16 protein-coding genes are annotated in these 20,459 nt (G+C 68.9%); 9 read left to right on the top strand and 7 right to left on the bottom strand.

Features of this window, described 5'->3' with window-relative positions; translation table 11 throughout:
* The first annotated feature begins 76 nt into the window (after nt 1-76).
* Together B7R21_RS04130 and B7R21_RS04135 are read left to right on the top strand one after the other, a co-directional pair.
* Nucleotides 77-1,510: an NAD(P)H-quinone dehydrogenase gene (locus tag B7R21_RS04130; RefSeq protein ID WP_116281986.1), complete on the top strand. Its 1,434-nt coding sequence runs from the start codon at nt 77-79 to the stop codon at nt 1,508-1,510.
* 94 nt (nt 1,511-1,604) lie between these two features.
* The gene (locus tag B7R21_RS04135; RefSeq protein ID WP_116281987.1) at nt 1,605-2,921 is read left to right on the top strand and encodes a hypothetical protein; all 1,317 of its coding nucleotides are present in this window, start codon (nt 1,605-1,607) and stop codon (nt 2,919-2,921) included.
* Between the two features lie 38 nt (nt 2,922-2,959).
* Here the strand turns inward: B7R21_RS04135 and B7R21_RS04140 are convergent, their stop codons facing one another.
* The 3 genes from B7R21_RS04140 to B7R21_RS04150 form a co-directional block, all read right to left on the bottom strand.
* Entirely contained in the window at nt 2,960-6,751 is a 3,792-nt protein-coding gene (locus tag B7R21_RS04140) for a DEAD/DEAH box helicase (protein ID WP_116281988.1), read from the bottom strand.
* 95 nt (nt 6,752-6,846) lie between these two features.
* A complete protein-coding gene (locus tag B7R21_RS04145) occupies nt 6,847-8,637 on the bottom strand; it encodes an acetyl/propionyl/methylcrotonyl-CoA carboxylase subunit alpha (protein WP_116281989.1) in 1,791 nt (596 codons plus the stop codon).
* Between the two features lie 79 nt (nt 8,638-8,716).
* Nucleotides 8,717-9,457: a Maf family protein gene (locus B7R21_RS04150; RefSeq protein ID WP_116281990.1), complete on the bottom strand. Its 741-nt coding sequence runs from the start codon at nt 9,455-9,457 to the stop codon at nt 8,717-8,719.
* A gap of 127 nt (nt 9,458-9,584) precedes the next feature.
* Here B7R21_RS04150 and B7R21_RS04155 point away from each other — a divergent pair, with 127 nt between their 5' ends.
* From B7R21_RS04155 to B7R21_RS04170, 4 genes are all read left to right on the top strand, one after another.
* The gene (locus B7R21_RS04155) at nt 9,585-10,850 is read left to right on the top strand and encodes a class I SAM-dependent RNA methyltransferase (protein WP_116281991.1); all 1,266 of its coding nucleotides are present in this window, start codon (nt 9,585-9,587) and stop codon (nt 10,848-10,850) included.
* A gap of 91 nt (nt 10,851-10,941) precedes the next feature.
* Nucleotides 10,942-11,613, top strand: a complete 672-nt coding sequence (locus B7R21_RS04160; RefSeq protein ID WP_116281992.1) for a response regulator — start codon at nt 10,942-10,944, stop codon at nt 11,611-11,613.
* Nucleotides 11,600-12,838, top strand: coding sequence for a sensor histidine kinase (locus B7R21_RS04165; RefSeq protein WP_116281993.1), 1,239 nt, complete (start codon nt 11,600-11,602; stop codon nt 12,836-12,838). The genes B7R21_RS04160 and B7R21_RS04165 overlap by 14 nt, the downstream gene beginning before the upstream one ends.
* On the top strand, nt 12,820-13,863 hold the full coding sequence (locus tag B7R21_RS04170) for a hypothetical protein (RefSeq protein ID WP_253259624.1): 1,044 nt from the start codon (nt 12,820-12,822) through the stop codon (nt 13,861-13,863). The genes B7R21_RS04165 and B7R21_RS04170 overlap by 19 nt, the downstream gene beginning before the upstream one ends.
* Before the next feature lie 310 nt (nt 13,864-14,173).
* Here the strand turns inward: B7R21_RS04170 and B7R21_RS04175 are convergent, their stop codons facing one another.
* Complete coding sequence (locus B7R21_RS04175; protein WP_253259625.1) at nt 14,174-14,434, bottom strand: acyl-CoA carboxylase subunit epsilon; 261 nt, start codon at nt 14,432-14,434, stop codon at nt 14,174-14,176.
* Entirely contained in the window at nt 14,431-15,591 is a 1,161-nt protein-coding gene (locus B7R21_RS04180; RefSeq protein ID WP_253259626.1) for a 5-(carboxyamino)imidazole ribonucleotide synthase, read from the bottom strand. Before B7R21_RS04180 ends, B7R21_RS04175 begins: the two co-directional genes overlap by 4 nt.
* A 164-nt stretch (nt 15,592-15,755) precedes the next feature.
* Here B7R21_RS04180 and B7R21_RS04185 point away from each other — a divergent pair, with 164 nt between their 5' ends.
* Nucleotides 15,756-16,283 carry a GtrA family protein gene (locus tag B7R21_RS04185; RefSeq protein ID WP_172592046.1) on the top strand — a complete coding sequence of 176 codons (528 nt, stop codon included), beginning with the start codon at nt 15,756-15,758 and terminating at the stop codon, nt 16,281-16,283.
* 32 nt (nt 16,284-16,315) lie between these two features.
* On the opposite strand, the gene B7R21_RS04190 is transcribed toward B7R21_RS04185, so the two are convergent.
* On the bottom strand, nt 16,316-16,816 hold the full coding sequence (locus B7R21_RS04190) for a PH domain-containing protein (RefSeq protein WP_116281995.1): 501 nt from the start codon (nt 16,814-16,816) through the stop codon (nt 16,316-16,318).
* 127 nt (nt 16,817-16,943) lie between these two features.
* Nucleotides 16,944-17,807, bottom strand: coding sequence for a biotin--[acetyl-CoA-carboxylase] ligase (locus B7R21_RS04195; RefSeq protein ID WP_116281996.1), 864 nt, complete (start codon nt 17,805-17,807; stop codon nt 16,944-16,946).
* A gap of 139 nt (nt 17,808-17,946) precedes the next feature.
* Here B7R21_RS04195 and B7R21_RS04200 point away from each other — a divergent pair, with 139 nt between their 5' ends.
* Nucleotides 17,947-19,518, top strand: coding sequence for an acyl-CoA carboxylase subunit beta (locus B7R21_RS04200; RefSeq protein ID WP_116281997.1), 1,572 nt, complete (start codon nt 17,947-17,949; stop codon nt 19,516-19,518).
* Nucleotides 19,519-19,762: 244 nt separating this feature from the next.
* Nucleotides 19,763-20,284 (top strand): 5-(carboxyamino)imidazole ribonucleotide mutase, encoded by a 522-nt coding sequence (purE, locus tag B7R21_RS04205; protein WP_116281998.1) that lies wholly within the window; start codon nt 19,763-19,765, stop codon nt 20,282-20,284.
* The last annotated feature ends 175 nt before the right edge of the window (nt 20,285-20,459 follow it).

Genomic DNA, 20,459 nt, shown 5'->3' on the forward strand with positions numbered 1-20,459 from the left:
CAATCGTCATCTTCTGGGAGCAAACCGGAACCTGTGGAGTTTGTCGGCAGATGGGCGGCTGGGGAACAATGGACGCATGGCCTATGAATTCGAGCGCAAGCAGAGAATCACCGTTCTGGGCGGTGGGCCGGGCGGGTACGAAGCGGCCATCGCCGGAGCCCAGCTCGGTGGAGAAGTCACCCTGATCGAGCGGGTCGGGGTGGGCGGATCCGCGGTACTCACCGACGTGGTGCCCTCGAAGACCCTGATCGCGACGGCGGAGGCGGCCAATGCGATCGGCGACGCGGCAGACCTCGGCGTGCAGTTCTTCGCCCGTACCGACACAGGCCGGCCGATCCGCCCCGACGTCGCCGTGAACATCGCCGCGGTCAACAAGCGCCTGCTGGGGCTGGCGCGGCAGCAGTCGGAGGACATGAAGTCCACGCTCATCCGCTCGGGTGTGAAGATCGTCCAGGGCGAGGGGCGTCTCGACGGACCCGATGCCGTCATCGTCTCGACCGGTGGCCCCGACGGTGTCGACTTCGATCGCATCGAGGGCGACACGACCGTGATCTCGGTGGGGGCCAGCCCGCGCCTGCTCGCCAGCGCCATGCCCGACGGCGAGCGGATCTTCACCTGGACCCAGCTCTACAACCTGCAGTCGATCCCCGAGCACCTCATCGTCGTCGGATCGGGTGTGACGGGTGCCGAGTTCGCCTCCGCGTACACCGCACTCGGCTCGAAGGTGACCCTGATCTCGAGCCGCGACCAGGTGCTGCCGGGCGAGGATGCGGATGCCGCCGCGGTCATCGAGAACGTCTTCCGTCGCAACGGGATGACCGTGCTCTCGAAATCACGCGCCGATTCCGTCGCGCGCACCGAGAACGGCGTTGTCGCGACACTCTCCGACGGGCGGACGGTCGAGGGGTCGCACTGCCTGATGGCCGTCGGCGCGGTGCCGAACACAGCCGGTATCGGGCTCGAGGAGGCGGGGGTGCAGCTCACCGAGAGCGGCCACATCCGCGTCAACCGCGTCGCCCGCACGAGCGTGCCGAGCATCTACGCGGCCGGGGACTGCACGACGTTCCTGCCGCTGGCCTCGGTCGCCTCGATGCAGGGGCGCACGGCGATGTTCCACGCGATGGGCGATGCGGTGAATCCCACCGAGATCAGGAACGTCGCGTCGAACATCTTCACGCAGCCCGAGATCGCGACCGTCGGCTGGACGCAGCGGCAGATCGAGGAGGGCATCGCCCAGGGAGACATCTACAAGCTCCCGCTGTCGGAGAACCCGCGGGCGAAGATGATGGGCATCAAGGACGGTTTCGTGAAGCTGTTCGCGCGCACAGGATCCGGCACGGTGATCGGCGGTGTGATCGTGGCGCCGAAAGCCTCAGAGCTGATCTTCTCGATCGCCCTCGCGGTCGAACACCGGCTCACAGTAGACCAGGTCTCCCGGGCGTTCACGGTCTACCCGTCGCTGACCGGGTCGATCACGGATGCTGCCCGGGCGATGCACATCGTCCTGTAGGGCTTCACTCGTCTTCTCGCTCACAGGGCCTGTGGATGCCCGGGGTCATCCACAGGGGTGCGGCTTCATCGTTACTGAGCTAACCTCAGTGCTTATGAAACTGAAGTCACTCGCCGTCCTGCCCGTCATCGCCGCCCTGCTCTGCGCGGGTGTGACGGCCGCCCACGCGATACCCGATATCACCGATCCCTTCGCCTCGCTTGCAGCGGGGTCGGAGCCCTCGCATATCCTTGTCGACGGCTTCGGCGACATCTACACGCTGAACACTGGGAACGGGTCGATCAGCAAGATCCACCCCGATGGCACGTTCGACGGCTCGTTCCACGCCGAGTTCCCGCCGCTCTCGCAGCCGAACTCGTTTGCGACAGACGGTCATGGCGCGCTCTACGTGTCGAGTTACAGCGCGAGCACGGTGTGGCGGGTCGACAGCGCGACGGGCACCATCGATTCCGGCTTCTCGACGCATCTCGGAACTGAACTCGACGGCCAATTGCCCGAGTCAGTGACCGTGGACCTCGCGGGCAACATCTTCGTCGCAACCTACTCACCCGCAGCGGTCGTGAAGATCGCGCCCACCGGCGACGTTCTCGGGCGTTTTGCACTGGCCCTCGGATCGGGTCCGGTCGACATCACCACGGATTGGGCCGGTTCGGTCTATACGGCGAACGCAGGCGACAGCACAATATCCCGGGTCGCCTTCGGCGGGGCCGGTGCTGGGGTCGTGGACCGTCGCTTCGCCGTGCTCGACACCGGGGCGATGCCGATCTCGGTGACCAGCAACAATCGGGGGCAGCTCTACACCGCGAATTCGGGAGACAACACGGTGAGCACTATCGACCTCGCACTCCCGCCGGGCTCGGCTCCCGCTACGACGACACTGATGCCGCCGGATTCGTATCCCTACAACGTCAGCTCCGACCGCCTGGGGAATGTGTTCGTGACCAACCTCGGTACAGCCTCGGTCTCGCTGTTCGAGTCGACGGGTCGTTTCACCCCCGTCGTGGCGCAGCTCACGAGCGCTGAGACGCCGGAAGCAGCGGCCATCAGCGGATACGGTCAGCTCTACACGGCCAATGGTCTCTCGAGCACAGTCACCCGGTTCGGATTGGGCCCGACCTTCGCGATGTCACCCGTAGCGTCGGCTCGGGTGGGAGACTCGTACAGCTCCGGTGTCACCGTCACCGGACTCGACCCGATGACCTTCTCCGTCACCGGCTTCCTCCCTCCCGGAATCGGGGTCGACAAAGGCACCGGCACCCTCGCCGGCACGCCGACCACGGCCGGGACCTTCACCTTCGATCTCGTTGCGGCGAACGTTGCGGGTGCGACAGCGCAGACGGTCACGATCACTGTCGCACCAGCGCCCGGCAGTACGGGCTGCTGGTACTGGCACGAGGCCTGTGGCCTCTAGTGAGCGCGCGGCGGGCGGGCAGCGCGGGGCGGAGGGCGCTACGCGAGCAGGCCGCGGATGTCGTCCGCGGTCAGGGCGCTGCTGAAGACGGCGTCGTCGTCCATGACGGCATCGAAGAGCTTCGACTTCTGCTCCTTCAGTGCCATGACCTTCTCCTCGATGGTGTCCTGGGCGACAAGTCGGTAGACGTTGACGCTCTTCGTCTGGCCGATGCGATGGGTGCGGTCGATCGCCTGCGACTCCGTGGCGGGATTCCACCAGGGGTCGAGCAGGAAGACGTAGTCGGCTTCGGTGAGGTTCAGTCCGAATCCGCCCGCCTTCAAGCTGATCAGGAACACGGGGGAAGTACCCGATTTGAACGAATCGATGATCTTTGCGCGGTTGCGGGAGGAGCCGTCGAGATACTCGAAGCCGATGCCCGCGGCCGTCAGCCTCTCGGCGGCCAGCCCGAGGAACGAGGTGAACTGGCTGAAGATCAGGGCACGATGACCTTCGGCCACGACATCGTCGAGCTGCTCGAGCAGGGCGTCGAGCTTGCTCGACGGGATCGACCGGTACTTCTCGTCGATGAGCGATGCGTCGAGGCTCAGCATCCGGAGCAGGGTGAGCGAGCGGAACACGATGAACCGGTTCTTGTCGAGATCGTCCACCAGGCCGAGGAGTTTCTGCCGCTCCTTCTGGAAGAAGGTGTCGTAGAGCCGGCGGTGTGCGGGGGAGAGAGCGATCTGCAGCACCTGCTCCTGTTTGGCAGGCAGCTCGGGAGCGACGAGCTGCTTGGTGCGCCGCATCATGAGCGGCCGGATGCGCCGCCGGAGCTTCGGCATCAGGGAGTCGTCGAGCATCCGTTCGATCGGGCGCACATACTCCTCCGTGAATCGGCTCGCCGCCGGGAAGAGCCCGGGCGCAACGATGTCGAAGAGCGACCAGAGCTCCATCAGGTTGTTCTCGAGAGGCGTTCCCGTGATGGCCAGTTTGAAGGGAGCATCGAGTTCCTTGGCGCATTCGTGCAGCTTCGACGTGTGGTTCTTGACGAATTGGGCCTCATCGAGAATAAGGCCCGACCATTCGACAGCGCGGTACGCGGACGCGTCGAGCCGGAAGAGCGTGTAGCTCGTCACGACGACGTGGGCTCCCGCCGCGGCATCCGAGACGCTCTGCCGGCTTTTCGCCTGGGTCGACGTGATGCCCCGAACGAGCAGCCCGGGGGTGAAGCGCGCGGCCTCGGCCAGCCAGTTGGACACGACCGACGTCGGCGCGACGACGAGGAAGGGCGGAGCATCCGGAGCCGCATTCCGCGCGTGCGCCAGCATCGCGAGCGTCTGGAGCGTCTTGCCGAGGCCCATGTCGTCGGCGAGCACGCCGCCGAGCCGCTGCTGCTCGAGAAAGGCGAGCCACTGGAAACCCTCGACCTGGTAGGGGCGAAGCGTCGCCTCGACGCCCGGCGGCACCTTCGGCTTGGGAATGTCCGTCAGCTCGTTCAGCCCGGTGACCGCCTCCCGCCAGGCGGCGGCCTGCACGGTGTCTTCAGCGAGTTCTTCGAATTCCGACCACAGGCTCGACTGGTAGCGGCTGATGCGCACGCCGGTCTCCCACTCGTCGAGGGTGTCCGCCTCGTCGAGCAGTTCGCGCAGCCGGTCGAACACCGGATGATCGAGCGTCAGGTAGGTCTTGTCGATCATCAGGAGCTTCTTCTGGTTCTTTGCCAGCGCCTTGAAGAGGGGTCCGAACGGCACCTGGTAGCCGCCGACGTTCACTACGACCCCGAGGTCGAACCAGTCGCGCTTGTCGCTCTCCACGGTGGTGAACGTGAGCTCGGGCTCGCCTGTGAGCTCGCGGTAGTCGGGGCGCTTTCCAACGACGTCCACGCGAAGCCCGAGCTGGCCCTCCAGCCTCGGCAGGGTCTTGTCGGTGAAGATCGCCGCGTCGTACCCCTGCAGCGCCAGGCTGGGATTCAGCGGTTCGAGCGTGGCGACATCCAGGTCACCGAAGGCGTCGAGCGCCTCGATGGATGCGCCGTCGGGCTCGGCGGCGAGCACCTCTGCCACGCGGGCGAGCGTCTCGCGCTCGGTCGTGGGATCGCGGAGCACAGCGCTGGCGTCGTCGGATCGGCTCTCGCCGTCGGCATCCGGATAGAGCTCCGCCCGCACCATCCGTGAACCCACCGCGTACTCCCAGCTCCAGTCGAGCGAGAGTACGCTCTTCGCGCGGAACCGTGCTGCGAGCACGAGCACCGGGGGCACCACCTCGGGCAGCTCGACGGAATCGTCGGGACTGTCGACGTCGATCGAGCGTCGCAGCCGTGGGAGGAAGTCCTCGACGAACTCGTCGACCTCGTCGGGCGGCACCACGATGTCGGTGTTTCTCTCGAGCAGTTCCAGAGCCTGCTCACTGAGCCCGTTCGGCACGGGCGCGATGCTCACGCGGAGCGCGGGCAGGAGCTCGTAGCTGTACACACCGTGGGAGCCGATCGCCCCGACCGACTGGCGCGGCGATGCGGTGCCGTCGATCACGGCGACGGCGGCGAGCTGCAGCGCGCCGGCTGTTCCGCGGGTCGCGTCGAGTCGCACAGAGCCTTCAAATCCCCGGCTGATGACCGCGCTCTTCTTCGTGCCGAGGAGCGGGATCCCGAGCCTCGCGGCCTCGTCGAGCAGGTGCCAGAGCAGCGGGCTCGTGAATTCGTCGAGGTACAGCCAGTCGGTCTCGTGCCCGGTGTAGAGCTCTCGGGTGGCCCGGTGCACCGCAGCGAACTGGGCGAACCAGCGCAGGTGCTCCGGCTCGAGGTTGAGCCGGTTCACCTGGTGCGTGAACGAGGACCACGTGACGTTCGCCTTGATATACCCGCCGGAATCGGAACGGATGACAGGCCGAACCCCCAGCCTCCGAGGTGGTTGCCCGATCGTGTCGTCGTTCGCCTTCGACGCCTGAGCGGGTCGCGACGCTGGCCCCCGCCACTGTTCCCGCGTGCGCGGAACGAATTCGCGCACCTCGAACTGCAGCCCCATGCGGGTGGGCGGTTTCGGTGTGCCACCGCGTGCGCGGCCCGCCGATCGGGTTCCGGATGTCGCGGCGGCACCGCCACCCGGCGCGCTGGCCGCGCCCGCGGCACCGCCGACGATCGCGCGCCAATCCCCCTCGTCGATCTCGGGCTTGCGGATGACCGCGGGAGCCAGGCTCGGATACCACTCGGTCCCACGGTCCCATGCCATCGCGGCGTCGGCGTGACTCTCCACGTCGAGCAGCCCGGCGGTGGGCTCGGGCGAGGAATCGGGGGTCGGAGCCGAGGCCGCCGCCGGAGCCGCCGCCGATCCGCCTTCCTCCCCGTCGAGTGCGCGGAGTCGACGGGCTCCGCCCTCGCCGACATCGGCCGGCAGGTGGGCCCGGGGTGCCGCCAGCGCGCCGTTCTCGGCGTGGCCGAGGTCGCGGAGGTACGCCTGATTGCTGCTCAGCAGGGTCGCGGCGACGTGTTTGCAGTTGGTCTGCACCGGGCAGGAGCAGGTGGAGCTGAGCGGCAGCCAGTATCCGTTCGCCATGCGGGTGAGCCGCGTGCGGCAGAGGTAGGGGAGGGGACCGGTGCCCACGACTTCGGCGGCCAGGGCCCCGCCGCTGCCCGTGGGCGTTTCGTCGACCGCCTCTGGCGCTCTGCCGGGTTCCCCGGGTTCAGCGTCTACGCCGCGTTCCCCGGGTCCAGCGTCCGCGCGGGCATCCGGTTTCCAGCGCAGCCCGAGCACGGATTCGGCTCGTGCGTAGGCCCGGCCCCGGTCGTACGCACCTCGGCCGACGAGTCGCACGATGTCTGCGGCGTCGACCAGCGGAAAGGCGGAAGACGGCATGCCCCCATGTTCTCACGCCCCGCCGACGCCGCCTCCGGTCTGCGGCCCGCCGATGAGCTCGGTGCAACCCGCTGGGCAGTGGACAGCTTCCGGAGCTACGCCGCGCTGTCGGTGATTTCGAGCAACCGGTGCCCCGACGAGACGGTCGCACCGACCGCCGCATCGATCGACGTCACGGTGCCGTCTTTGTGCGCCTGGATGGGCTGCTCCATCTTCATCGCCTCGAGCACGAGAATCAGGTCGCCCTTGACGACCCTGTCGCCCTCGGCGACGGCGACCTTGACGATGGTGGCCTGCATGGGGGCCTTCACGGCGTTGCCGGTGGAACTTCCACTCACCGACGAGCCAGCGCTTCGCCGGGGGGCGGCCCCGAGGGCCTGGCTGCCGCCGCGCGATCCACCGGAGGCCGCTGCCATCAGGCGTTCGGGCAGCACGACCTCGATGCGCTTGCCGTCGACCTCGACGACGACGGTGTTCAGGGCGGGGGCGGGGGTGGCGGCATCCAGTGACCCGCTCCACGGCTCGATCGTGTTGTCGAACTCGGTCTCGATCCACCGGGTGTAGACACCGAAGGGCGTGCCGGCCGCGGGGGCGAAGGCCGGGTCGCGCACGATCGCGCGGTGGAACGGCAGAACGGTGGGGAGCCCCGCGACCTCGAACTCGTCGAGGGCGCGCCGGGCGCGTTCGAGAGCCTCTTCACGCGTGGCTCCCGTCACGATGAGCTTGGCGAGCAGCGAGTCGAACGAGCCGGAGATGACGTCGCCCGCCTGCACGCCGCTGTCGACACGGATGCCCGGGCCGCCCGGCGCCTTGAAGACGTGCACCGGGCCGGGGCTCGGCAGGAATCCGCGGCCGGCGTCTTCCCCGTTGATGCGGAACTCGAAGGAGTGCCCGCGGGGGGCGGGATCGTCGTACCCGAGCACGCCGCCAGCGGCCAGCCGGAACTGCTCCCGCACGAGGTCGATGCCGGTGATCTCCTCGGAGACCGGATGCTCGACCTGCAGGCGCGTGTTCACCTCGAGGAACGAGACGGTGCCGTCGACCGCCACGAGGAACTCGCACGTTCCGGCGCCGACATAGCCGACCTCTTTGAGGATCGCCTTCGACGCGCGATACAACTCGGTGACCTGCGCCTCACTGAGGAACGGCGCGGGGGCCTCCTCGACGAGCTTCTGGTGTCGCCGCTGCAGCGAGCAGTCGCGGGTCGACACGACGACGACATTGCCGTGGGCGTCGGCGAGGCACTGGGTCTCGACGTGGCGCGGCCGGTCGAGGTACTTCTCGACGAAGCACTCGCCGCGGCCGAAGGCGGTGATCGCCTCGCGGGTCGCGGATTCGAAGAGCTCGGGAATCTCCTCGACGGTGCGCGCGACCTTCAGGCCGCGGCCGCCCCCGCCGAAGGCAGCCTTGATGGCGACAGGCAGGCCGTGCTGGGCCACGAACTCGAGTACTTCGTCGGCCCCGGAGACCGGATCCAGCGTGCCGGGGGCGAGCGGCGCGCCGACGCGCTCGGCGATGTGCCGGGCCGACACCTTGTCGCCCAGCAGCTCGATGGCCGAGGGGGAGGGGCCGATCCAGACCAGCCCGGCGTCGATGACGGCCTGGGCGAAGGAGGCGTTCTCGGCGAGGAAGCCGTAGCCCGGATGCACGGCATCGGCGCCGGACCGCTTGGCGACCGAGAGGATCTTGTCGATGACGAGGTATGTCTCAGCGCTGGTGGTGCCACCGAGGGCATACGCCTCGTCGGCGAGCTGCACGTGCAGGGCATCCCTGTCTTGGTCGGCGTAGACCGCGACGGAGCCGATTCCACTGTCTTTTGCTGCCCGGATCACGCGCACCGCGATCTCGCCGCGGTTGGCAATGAGGACTTTCGTAATTCGGGACATAGTCCCATAGCCTATTCGCCCGGCGGGCCACCCTTTTGGCACGTGCCTACAAAAATGCGGGATCGAACGGCGCGAACATCTACAACGGAGGTGTCGGCGGAGCGTTCCAGAGCTCGGTGATGCTGATGCCGAACTGAGCGAACAGGTCGCGGAGGGTCGGCAGCGACATCCCGATCACCGTCGACGGTGCACCGCTGATGCTCCGGATGAACGGGGCGGCCATCCCGTCGATGGTGAAGGCGCCGGCGACCTCGAGTGGCTCCCCGGAGGCGACGTAGGCGTCGATCTCGGCGTCGGTGATGTCGTCGGCAAACTCGACGCTGGCGCTGGTGACAGCGCCCCGGCCGGTCACGGGCGGGAGGGCGAGCGGCGCCGGGGATGCTGTGGCCGTCTCTCGGCCTCGGGTCGCCGGCACCGATGTGCGCGGCACCAGAGCGGCGGAGAGGCGGTGGTCGATCATCCAGTGCCCACTGTGCAGCACGCCGGAGCGCCCGCGCTGGCGGCGCCAGCGGTCCCGCGCGACGTCGGGCAGGTGCGGCTTGCCGTAGATCACGCCGTCGAACTCGAAGGCCGAGTCCCCGCCCAGCACGAAGCCGTCGATCGGTTCGCCGCCGGGGGCCCCGCCCACTACGGCCTCGGCCTTCAGCCGCGCGAGCAACAGCACGAGCTCCTCCGCGGCCAGCGGTCGGCCCGAGGCCTTCTCGGCGGCGAGCACCGCGGCCTCCTCGTCGACGTGCGAGGGCAGGATGACCGGTTCGATGCCGATCTGGCGAAGGAGGGCGAGCCGGGCGGGCGAAGTCGAGGCGAGGTAGAGCCGCATGGATCGAGCCTAGCGACAGGTGCCCAGGACTTGCAGCCGCTCCTCCACAGGCGCGTACCTCGTCGAGTTCTGCACAGGATGCTCGGGGCCCGCGACCCGCCGACGTCATCTGTGTGACGCTTGGTTCATGACAGACAAGTACAGCGCCGACGTCGAACTCGACGTCACGAACGTGGCCCACGGCGGGGTCTCCGTTGCACGGCTCGACGGCCGGGTGGTCTTCGTGGCCGACAGCCTTCCCGGCGAGAGGGTGCGGGCACGCATCTCCAGCGACGACCACTCCTCGTTCTGGCGGGCTGAGACTCTCGAGGTGCTCGAGGCCTCACCGCACCGTCGTCCGCACATCTGGGCCGATGCCGCGCTCGATCGCGACCCGGCGAGGCGTGCAGGCGGAGCCGAGTTCGGCCACATCGCCCTGCCGTGGCAGCGGGAGCTGAAGCGCCAGGTGCTGGTCGATTCGCTCGGTCGCTTCGGCAAGCTCGCCGACGACCACCCGGCGCGCGGCGTCGACGTGGAAGCGGTCGACGGCGACGACGCGGCGAACGGCCTCGGCTGGCGCACCCGCGTGAGCCTGCACGTCGATGAAGACGGCATCGTCGGTCCCTATGCCGCGCGCTCCCACCGGGTCGTCGCGGTCGACACCCTGCCCCTGGCCACCGCTGCCGTGGAGTACGCCTCGCCACTGGATGAGCGGCTGCTCGGTGCCGAGCGCGTCGACGTGATCAGCGACGGGCGCCGCGGCGCGCGGGTCGTCGTGCGGGCGGAGGGCCGCACCGCGGGGGAGGGAACCCCGATCACCGAGCGGGTCGGCGACCGGGAGTTCCGGCTGGAGGAGCTCGGCTTCTGGCAGGTGCACCATGGGGCTGCCCAGACGCTCAGCGCGGGAGTCCGCGCCCAGCTGTTCGAGGAGCTCTTCGATGCCGACGCCCCGAACCTCGACCTCTACGGCGGGGTGGGGCTGTTGGCGGCCGCTCTGGCACACCGGTCGGGAACCTCCACCCGGGTGGAGACGGTCGAGAGCGACCGCCGTGCCACCGCGAACGCCGAATTCAACCTGCGGGACCTGCCGAAGGCGACGGCTGTCACCGCGCGCGTCGAGCGTTACCTCACGGATCGGCTGAAGAATGCCTCCTCTGCCGACCGGGCGGGCTTCAGCCGGGCCTCCGTGGTGCTCGACCCCCCACGGGCCGGCGCCGGCAAGGCGGTCGTGCAGAGCCTGCTGCAGCTACGGCCGGCCCAGCTGGTCTACGTGGCCTGCGACCCTGTCGCCTTCTCTCGGGATCTCGCGCAGCTCACGACGGGCGGGTACGAGCTCCGCAGTCTTCGGGCGTTCGACCTGTTCCCGCACACGCACCACGTCGAGGCGCTCGCCGTGCTGACGCCAGCGTCATGAGCGGTGGGGCGGGGGGCGCCACCGATACCGGGTTCCCCTACGATGGCAGGAAACACGGGCAGCAGACGATGGCGACGAGGGGTGGCACACGGTGAGTGATCCGACGGCGCCCGTTCTGGTCGGGATCGTCGACGATCACGAGTCGGTGCTGCTCGGCATCCGGGCCGCCTGCCTCGACGAGGGTTACGAGGTCGTGGGCTCCGGCGCGACGATGGATGCCCTCCTCGGCAGCCTCGCCGGAACACGGGTGAACGTGGTCGTGATGGACCTGAGCCTCGGCGACGGCTCCAGCGTCACCGACAATGTACTGCGCGCACGGGCCGCCGGGGCCGCCGTGCTGGTGCACAGCATCGCCGACCGCACGGGGAGCATCCGTGAAGCGCTCGCCGCCGGTGCGGCAGGCGTGATCCCGAAGACCAGCGCGACCAGGATCGTGATGGCCGCCATCGCGAGCGTCGCGCGGGGCGAGGTTCTGAACAACCTGGAGTGGGCGAGCGCCATCGATGCCGATCGCGAGTTCGCCAAGGCGCAGCTCGGCCCGAGGGAGCAGCACGTGCTGCACCTCTACGCGTCGGGGCTGCCGCTCAAGGCCGTTGCCGCGCAACTCGGCATCGCCCCGTCGACCGCCCGGGAGTACCTCGACAGGGTGCGGGCGAAGTACGTCGAGGTCGGGCGTCCGGCACCGACGAAGGTCGACCTCCTGAGGCGGGCGGTCGAAGACGGGATCCTCGCCATCGACGATGTGAGCAATGTCGGTCGTTAGGCAGGCGCCCGCCGCGCCGAAGGCCCCGGTTCTCCTTCGCGGTGCGATCAGCCGCGCGCGGGTCGAGTCCATCCTGGCCCGGGCGGCAGCGGTCTTCGCGCTGCTGTTCGCGGTGCAGACGCTTCCCGCCGTCGGCGTGTCGTCGCAGTACCTGAGCCTGCCCTTCGCGATCAGCATCGCCGTCGTGCTCTTCGGCCTTCTTCTCGTCATCCTCGTCACCGCAGCGGTGAATGGGGCGAAGACGAAGCCGACCCACATCGCCATGGGCATCTTCACGGTCGTCTACACGATCGTGCTCGCCCTATGGCCGGTCGGCCTGCTGCGGGGAGGCTCCGAGCTCGCCGACCAGCCCTGGCTCTGGTACCTGATCACGATCGCGATGATCTTCGCCGACATCGTCTTCGCACCGCGCTGGGCCGCCCTCTTCATGGTGGATGTCACTGCGGTGTACGTCTTCATCCGCACCCAGCCGGCCGGCGGATCGGCTCCCGTCGCCCTGGCGCTGCTCGACGGTTTCTACGTCGTTCTGATCGGCGCGTTCGCGCTGGCGACGATCACGGCGATCCGCGCTGCGGCCGACCGGGTCGATGCCGCCCAGGGGACCGCGATGGAGCAGTACACCCGCGCCGCCCGCAACCATGCGGCCGAGCTCGAACGGGCGAAGGTGGATGCACTGGTGCACGACACGGTGCTGAGCACCCTCATCGAGGCGGCGCGCGCGGAGACCCCCGACCAGCGGCGTGCGGCCGTGCAGATGAGCCAGGCCGCCCTGAAGACTCTGCAGTCCGCGCCCGTCGCGTTCGATGTGAGCGTCGACGTGCCGGTTGCCCAGCTCGCCGACCGGCTTGCCGACGCGGCGCGACTGCTGAGCCCACGGATCGACTTCCAGGTCATGCGCGTCGATGACGCCCGCGTGCCGGGTGCGGTGGCCGAAGCGGTCTTCACCGCAGCCCAGCAGGCCCTGATCAACAGCCTCCAGCATGCCGGAGACGACGCAGACGACGTCATCCGCACGGTCGTTCTCGACAGCGACGTCTCGTCGGGCCTGACCGTGCAGATCTCGGACACCGGCCGCGGTTTCGACGGCTCCCTGGTGCCGGCCGCCCGCCTCGGGCTCCGCGTCTCCATCCGCGAGAGGATGCACGCCGTGGGGGGACGGGTGCGCGTTGTCTCGGTGCCGGGCGGGGGAACCTCCATCGTGATCGAGTGGGAGCCGTCGACGTGATCCCTCCCGCCCGTATCATCGTGCTCTGGCTGGCCGCCCTCTTCTCCGCGTACCACCTGGTGCTGGCCGCGTACTCGATCGGCACGCCCGCGTCACCGTGGCCTGTCGTGGCTGCGATGGTGCTCTACGCCGGCGTCACCGCGCTCAGTCTCTGGCCGACGGGCGCAGCTGTGATGCCGAGGTGGATGGCGGTGCTCTGCCTGGTCGCCGGCATCCTGATCACGGTGCTGGTGCTCTCCCAGCTCGACGGCCAGGTCACCAACGGCTATGCGACCTGGTCCGTCGCGGCCGTGGGAACTCTGATGACCATCGTCACCGTCCGCGGCCGTGCCCTGTTCGGCTGGATCGGGATCGTGGTGCTCGGCGTCTCGATCCTCGCGTGGTCGGATCCCCTGCGGCTGACGACCACCGGGTGGATCGGGAGCGCTGTCTGGGTCGGTGTCGCCCATGCTCTCACGCACGCGCTGAGCCGGGCATCCCGTGACACGACCCTGTTCGCCCGGGCCGAACTCGACGCTGCTGCCTGGCACGCGACACAGGAGGCCCAACTGACGGAAGGCCGCCACCGCCTCGACAACATGAACCGCGTGGCGGGCCCCATGCTCCACCACATCGTCGACCTCGACGGCGTCATCAGTGCCGAAGACCGCCGGGAGTGCCTCCACCTCGAGGGTGCGATCCGTGACGAGATCCGGGGTCGGCACCTGCTGAACGAGGATGTGCGAACGGAGGTGCTCGCGGCGAGGCGACGCGGCATCGAGGTGACGCTGCTCGACGACGGGGGGCTCGAAGATCTCTCGGCGCGGGCGAGGGAACGCATCCACTCCCGCCTCGCCAGCCAGATCTCCCGTTCGCGGGCAGACCGGCTCATTGTGCGAACCGGTGTCGACAGCACAACGGCGGCAGTGACGATCGTGGGGCTCCGGGTGGGCGACGATCCGGTTGCCGCAGTGCTCGGCAGCGAGGGTGACGGCGATGAGGTGGCGGAGTGGCTGGAGATCCCCAAGGACGGGCGAGAGAGGTGATGGGAAGGGACGCTCCGACGTCCCGCCATCCAACCATGCGCCCCCCGGCGCCGGACAGGAATACTGGGGGCCGGCGAAACGCCAACCCCCAGCAGATTCCGAACCGCTGTCGTAACCCGAATACAACACCGGCTCGCCCCCAGACACTCGCCTACTTACCCTGAACAGCGAGCGCTGGCGGTGAAACTCGTAAGAGAAACACCAAGCACTTGTAATAGTGCCGCGGCGGCGTCCTCCTGCCTAGTCGGCACTTTGGGGGACAAGCATGGGGGACAACGGGTGGACGGCCGGTGAACGACCGGGGAGCGGCTCAGCCGTTCCAGCGACCGGGCCCCGGTTGCAACGGGCTGCGGAGCGCACGCTGGCTCCGCTGCCAGGCCGTCGTGCCGGCGGGTTCCGACTCGCGGCGTGCCTCACCCTCCTCGGCGAGGAGCCCGCTCACCACGGCCGAAACGGCCGCGATCTCGGCTGGGGTGGCGTTGCCGGTCGTCACGACGACGGGTGGGTTGCCGGCGGACTCCGGGTTGATTCCGGAGCCGTAGACCTCGCCAGTCGGCTGCGGGTCGCTCACGAGTGGATCCCGTCGCCGAGGTCGGCACCCAGCAGAGCCGCTGCCGCCCTGGCCTGGAACACGGCCGTGTCGAGGTCGTCGCCCGTCACGGTGACATGGCCGACCTTCCGGCCGGGCCTCGGCTCCTTGCCGTAGTTGTGGATCTTCGCCGACGGCTGGTCGGCGAGGGCGTGCGGGTACGCGTCTTCGAGCGTGCCGGTGACCGGTCCGCCGAGCACGTTCACCATGACGGTGACAGGTGCCCGGGTGCTCGTGTCGCCGAGTGGCAGGTCGAGCACCGCGCGGAGGTGCTGCTCGAACTGGCTGGTGACGCTTCCGTCGATCGACCAGTGCCCGCTGTTGTGGGGGCGCATCGCGAGTTCGTTCACCAGCAGCCGGTCATCCGTTGTCTCGAACAGTTCGACGGCGAGCACGCCGGTCACTCCGAGCTCGGTGGCGATGAGGGTGGCGATGGATGCGGCAAGCTCTGCCACACGCGCACTCGCAGCCGGTGCCGGGGCGAACACTTCGCTGCAGACACCGCGGCGCTGCACCGTCTCGACGACGGGCCAGAGGGCGGTCTGGCCCGACGGGCGGCGGGCGACGAGCTGGGCGAGTTCGCGGCGGAAGTCGACGCGTTCCTCGGCGAGGAGCGCCCCGCCGCGACCGTCTTCGCTCAGCGCGGTGAACCAGTCGGCGGCCTCGGCTGCATCAGTGACGAGGCGCACGCCCTTGCCGTCGTATCCGCCGCGCGCCGTCTTGATGACGGCCTCGCCACCGTGGTCGGCGATGAACTGGGCGAGTTCCTCCTCGTTCTGCACCTCTGCCCAGTCGGGCATGGGCACGCCGAGTTCACCGAGTCGCCTGCGCATCTGGAGTTTGTCCTGCGCGAAGCGCAGTGCATCCGGGCCGGGCTGCACGGAATGGCCCGCAGCGACGAGTTGTCTGAGAATCTGCTCAGGAACGTGCTCATGGTCGAACGTGACCACGTCGACCGTCTCTGCGAACCGCAGAACGGTCGCCGCATCGCGGTAGTCGCCCACCTCCGTGGCCGCCAACCGGGCCGACGAGCCCTCTGTTTCCGCGAGAACGTCGAGTTCGAGGCCGAGGTTCACCGCCGCCGGGATCATCATTCTGGCCAGCTGGCCCCCACCGATCACTCCTACGCGCACAGTCACCCGTCCACTGTACTGAAGCTGTGCACGTGGCGGGAGGTGCCACAGAGTACCGGGTTTGGGAGAGGGCATCACCTATAGTCGTTAGCCAGAGACAATCATCGAAAAACAGCGGGCCATTCGCATTCCTGACAGGGCGCCGCGGGAGAGCACACGGTTTGAACGGGTTGAAAAGACTGGCTGAGCGCGCCTGGAGCGGCTTCCTCACCTACGCCGTCAAGTTCGGCGTCGTCGGTTTCGCCGGCTTCCTCATCGACGTCGGGCTCTTCAACCTGCTGTTCCTCGGGGCGTTCGGCACCGGCCACTTCTTCGCGACCGCAATCGGTGCGAAGCTCATCAGCACCTCTGTGGCCATCGTCTTCAACTGGATCGGCAACCGCTACTGGACCTTCCGCGAGAACCGTCGTAAGAACGTCGGACTCGAGCTCGTCGAGTACGCCCTCGTCTCGATCGGCGGCCTGATCATCGCCGAAGCGTGCATCTGGTTCACCCACCATGTGCTCGGCCAGACGAGCGTGCTGGCCACCAACATCGCGGCGAACGTCGTGGGCCTGGCCCTCGGCACCGCCTTCCGCTTCGTGCTGTACCGCTACTGGGTGTACGGCGAGAAGCGCAGCGACGGCATGCAGAACCTCGCGGCTGCGGCCGCCGCTGCCGCTGCTGCCGAGCAGGAGAAGACCCTCGTCAACAGCTGAGCTGTCGTAGCCCGGCCGTCGCAGCCCCGCCGTCAGAGCCCGGCCTCGACCGTTCGGCCTTGCCCGTGGGCGTCGTCGCCGAGTTCTGTGAGCGCTCGGGCGACCAGGGCGGCGTCGGGCAGGTCGAGTGCGACCAGCGGATGTTCGGACCCGGAGTGGATCGTCACATCCCCCGACCGGAACAGAACCTGCAGGCCGTGCCGACGCACCGTGACGTCGTGCCCACGGAGCAGCGAGACCTCCTGCCGTTCGCGCGCCAGGAGCCCGTGCACGCTGATCACCCGCCGGGTGGTGACGATCGTGCGCCCGGTCAGCCAGCGAAGGGTCGGTAGCAGCCAGAGGAGCAGCGCCAACAGGATCGCGGCTCCGAGCGCTCCGAGGTTCTGCCACTCCTCGGGGAAACGGCCGAGGAAGTAGCCGCACGCCCCCGCGAGGGCGAGGAGGGCCAGCGACGGCCAGAACAGCGCCCTGCCGTGCCTGCGATACCTCGCCACGACCCGTTCGGGCGGGAGTTCAGGGCGGAGCACCGCCATGAAGTCGGCCGGGGGTGCCGCCGTGAAGTCGGCCGGGGGCGCCGCCGGCCATGGGTTTTCCGGCCAGGACGGCTGTGGGGGTTCCTGCCCTGCTGAGCCCGGCGGTTCCTTCCGGCGGCGCACGGGGTCAGTACCTCAGGTGGGTCACGTCGCCGGCTGAGACGACGAGGTCGCCGGATCCGCCGTCGCGCTTCACGATGAGGCGTCCGTCGGTGTCGAGGCCGGTGGCGAGACCGGTCACGAAGACGTCGCCCGGGAGCTCGACACGCACGGGCTGGCCGAGGGTGCCGCAGCGCGAGGCGACCACTGCGGCGACACCGCTGCCCGCAGCATCCCCGTCGGCCGCTGTGAGGGAACGGTACAGACGGATCAGCTCCGCGAGATAGGCCGACAGCAGGTCGTCGCCCGTGAAGGCCGTCGTCGGGGTCCCGGCACCGGCTCCCGCAGCGAGAGCGATCGAGGTCGCGGTGGGCACGGGCAGTTGCTCTTCAGTGAGAAAGAGGTTGACCCCCGCGCCGACCACCACGCCCGCGGCCCCCGGCAGCAGCTCCGACAGCACACCGCACACCTTGAGGCCGTCGATGAGCACGTCGTTCGGCCACTTGACGACCGCGCGCGGGCCGTCCACCACCGCGGCTCCCGCGCCGGCGCTCACAGCCGCGCGCGCCAGCACGAGGTTCACGGCCCGGGCCATGGCGGCGCCGCCGAGCAGCGGGATCCAGCCGAGCGATGACGGAGGCAGTGCACCCCCGGAGGCCAGCTCGGGGCGGAGCAGCACCGAGATCGCGAGTGAGGTGCCGGGCGGGGCCGTCCAGACGCGGCCGAGCCGCCCGCGACCCTCGGTCTGGTTGTCGGTGACGACCACCGAGAGGTCGGGCCAGGATGCGGCATCCGCACCGCCCGCAGCGGCGACCAGCACCGAATTGGTCGAACCGGCCTCGGCCAGCCAGTCGAGGCGGGGGACCAGCGCGCGGCTGAGGGGAGCATCCATACTCCGACCCTAGGGCGCTCGGGGCAGGGAAACCTCTGGCAACACCGGGAGAATATGGAGGAATTCGTCAACGGCTCGCCCAAAGCGTTGGCCGGTAGAGTGAACTCCTGTGAGCGATGAAACAACTTCAGGGCCCGACATGTACACCACTGCCGGCAAACTGGTCGACCTCAAGAACCGCTACCACGAGGCCGTGACGCAGTCCGGCGAGGCCGCCATTGCGAAGCAGCACGCCAAGGGCAAGAAGACGGCGCGCGAGCGGATCGAACAGCTGCTCGACCACGGTTCGTTCGTCGAGCTCGACGAGTTCGTGCGCCACCGCACGCACGCCTTCGGCATGGAGAAGAAGCGCCCCTACGGTGATGCGGTCGTCACCGGCACCGGCACGATCCACGGCCGGCAGGTCGCCGTCTACGCGCAGGACTTCACCATCTTCGGCGGCTCGCTCGGCGAGGTCGCCGGCGAGAAGATCATCAAGGTGATGGATCTTGCGCTGAAGACCGGTGTGCCGATCATCGGGATGCTCGACTCGGGTGGTGCGCGCATCCAGGAGGGTGTCGTGGCGCTCGGCAAGTACGGCGAGATCTTCCGTCGCAACACCCAGGCCTCGGGCGTCATCCCGCAGATCTCGATCATCATGGGCCCGGCCGCGGGCGGCGCCGTGTACTCGCCCGCTCTCACCGACTTCGTGATCATGGTCGACAAGACCAGCCAGATGTTCGTCACCGGCCCCGACGTGATCAAGACCGTCACCGGCGAGGATGTCGGCATGGAGGAGCTCGGCGGCGCCCTGACCCACAACACCGTCTCGGGCGTCTCGCACTACCTCGCAAGCGACGAGGACGACGCGCTCGACTACGTGCGCACGCTGCTCGGCTTCCTGCCCGACAACAACCTGGCCGAGCTGCCGGTGTACGAGCACCTGGCAGAGCTCGAGATCACGGATGCCGACCACAAGCTGAACACGATCATCCCCGACAGCCCGAACCAGCCCTACGACATGCACACGATCATCGAGCACATCGTCGACAACGCGGACTTCCTCGAGGTGCAGCCGCTGTATGCCCCGAACATCCTGATCGGGTTCGCCCGGGTCGAGGGGCGCTCGGTCGGCATCATCGCGAACCAGCCGAACGCGATGGCGGGCACGCTGAACATCGAGGCGGGGGAGAAGGCGGCCCGGTTCGTGCGCTTCTGCGATGCGTTCTCGATCCCGATCGTGACGCTGGTGGATGTTCCCGGGTACCTCCCCGGAACCGACCAGGAATGGACGGGCGTCATCCGCCGCGGCGCGAAGCTGCTCTACGCCTACGCCGAGGCCACCGTTCCGCTGATCACCGTGATCGTGCGGAAGGCCTACGGCGGGGCCTACATCGTGATGGGCTCGAAGCAGCTCGGCGCCGACCTCAACCTCGCCTGGCCCACGGCCGAGATCGCGGTGATGGGCGGGCAGGGTGCGGTGAACATCCTGTACCGCGGCGAGATCAAACGGGCCGAGGATGCGGGCGAGGATGTCGCGGCGGTGCGCACCAAGCTCGCGAACGAGTACACCTACAACGTGGCGTCGCCGTTCCTGGCGGCGGAGCGCGGCGAACTCGACGGCGTGATCGAGCCGGCGGCCACCAGGGTCGCGATCGTGAAGGGGCTGCGGGCCCTCCGCACGAAGCGGGCGTCGCTGCCGGCGAAGAAGCACGGCAACATCCCGCTGTGATCGTGCGGTGATCGTGCTGTGATCTCCGGCGGCGTTCCACGCGGCGTGCATCTCCCGCCCGGGAGGAGCTGAGCGGAACCGAGGTCGTATGCGCCGAGGATCGCCTGGGCTCCTCCCGGGTGGGAGGGTTCGCGCTGGTCACCGCTGCGGGCGGGGCTCGGCGCGGGGCATCGGGGCGCTGGAGCGCTGGGGCGCTGGAGCGGTGGGGCGTTGCCGACGCGGCGGGGCTCGGTAGGCTGGGCGCATGAGCAGTGAACAGCCCGTCATTGGCGTCGTCATGGGGTCGGACTCCGACTTCTCGGTCATGGAAGGCGCCGTCGCCGTGCTGAAGGAGTTCGGCATCGCGCACGAGGTGCAGGTCGTGTCGGCCCATCGCACGCCGGAGAAGATGATCGACTACGGCCGCACAGCGCGTGCGCGCGGGCTGCAGGTGATCATCGCGGGCGCCGGAGGTGCGGCGCACCTGCCCGGCATGCTGGCCGCTGTCACGACGCTGCCCGTGATCGGCGTGCCGGTTCCGCTCGCCCGACTCGACGGCATGGACTCGCTGCTCTCCATCGTGCAGATGCCTGCCGGCATCCCCGTCGCCACGGTGTCGATCGGCGGGGCCACGAACGCCGGCCTGCTGGCCGTGCAGATCCTCGCGGCAGTGCCGGCGAGCGCGTCCGGCGGAGCCGCCGCCCTCGCCGAGCGTCTCGACGCCTACCGCGCCACCCTCACGGCCACCGTCGAGCAGAAGAACGCCGCCCTCCAGTCCCGCCTGTAGCAGCGCCGGTCGCCTCCGCAGCGCCTCCGCCCTCCCTCCGCAGCGCCTCCGCTCACATTTGTCGCTTCCGCGCGTGCGCGCGCAGGCGCGGAAGCGACAATCGTCAGCGGAAGCGACAGCCCCACCACGGAACCGCTGCCCCCCGGTCGATGACGTGAACGGGACCGGGCGGAGC

The sequence above is a fragment of the Subtercola boreus genome, assembly GCF_003399625.1.
GTDB lineage: Bacteria > Actinomycetota > Actinomycetes > Actinomycetales > Microbacteriaceae > Subtercola > Subtercola boreus_C.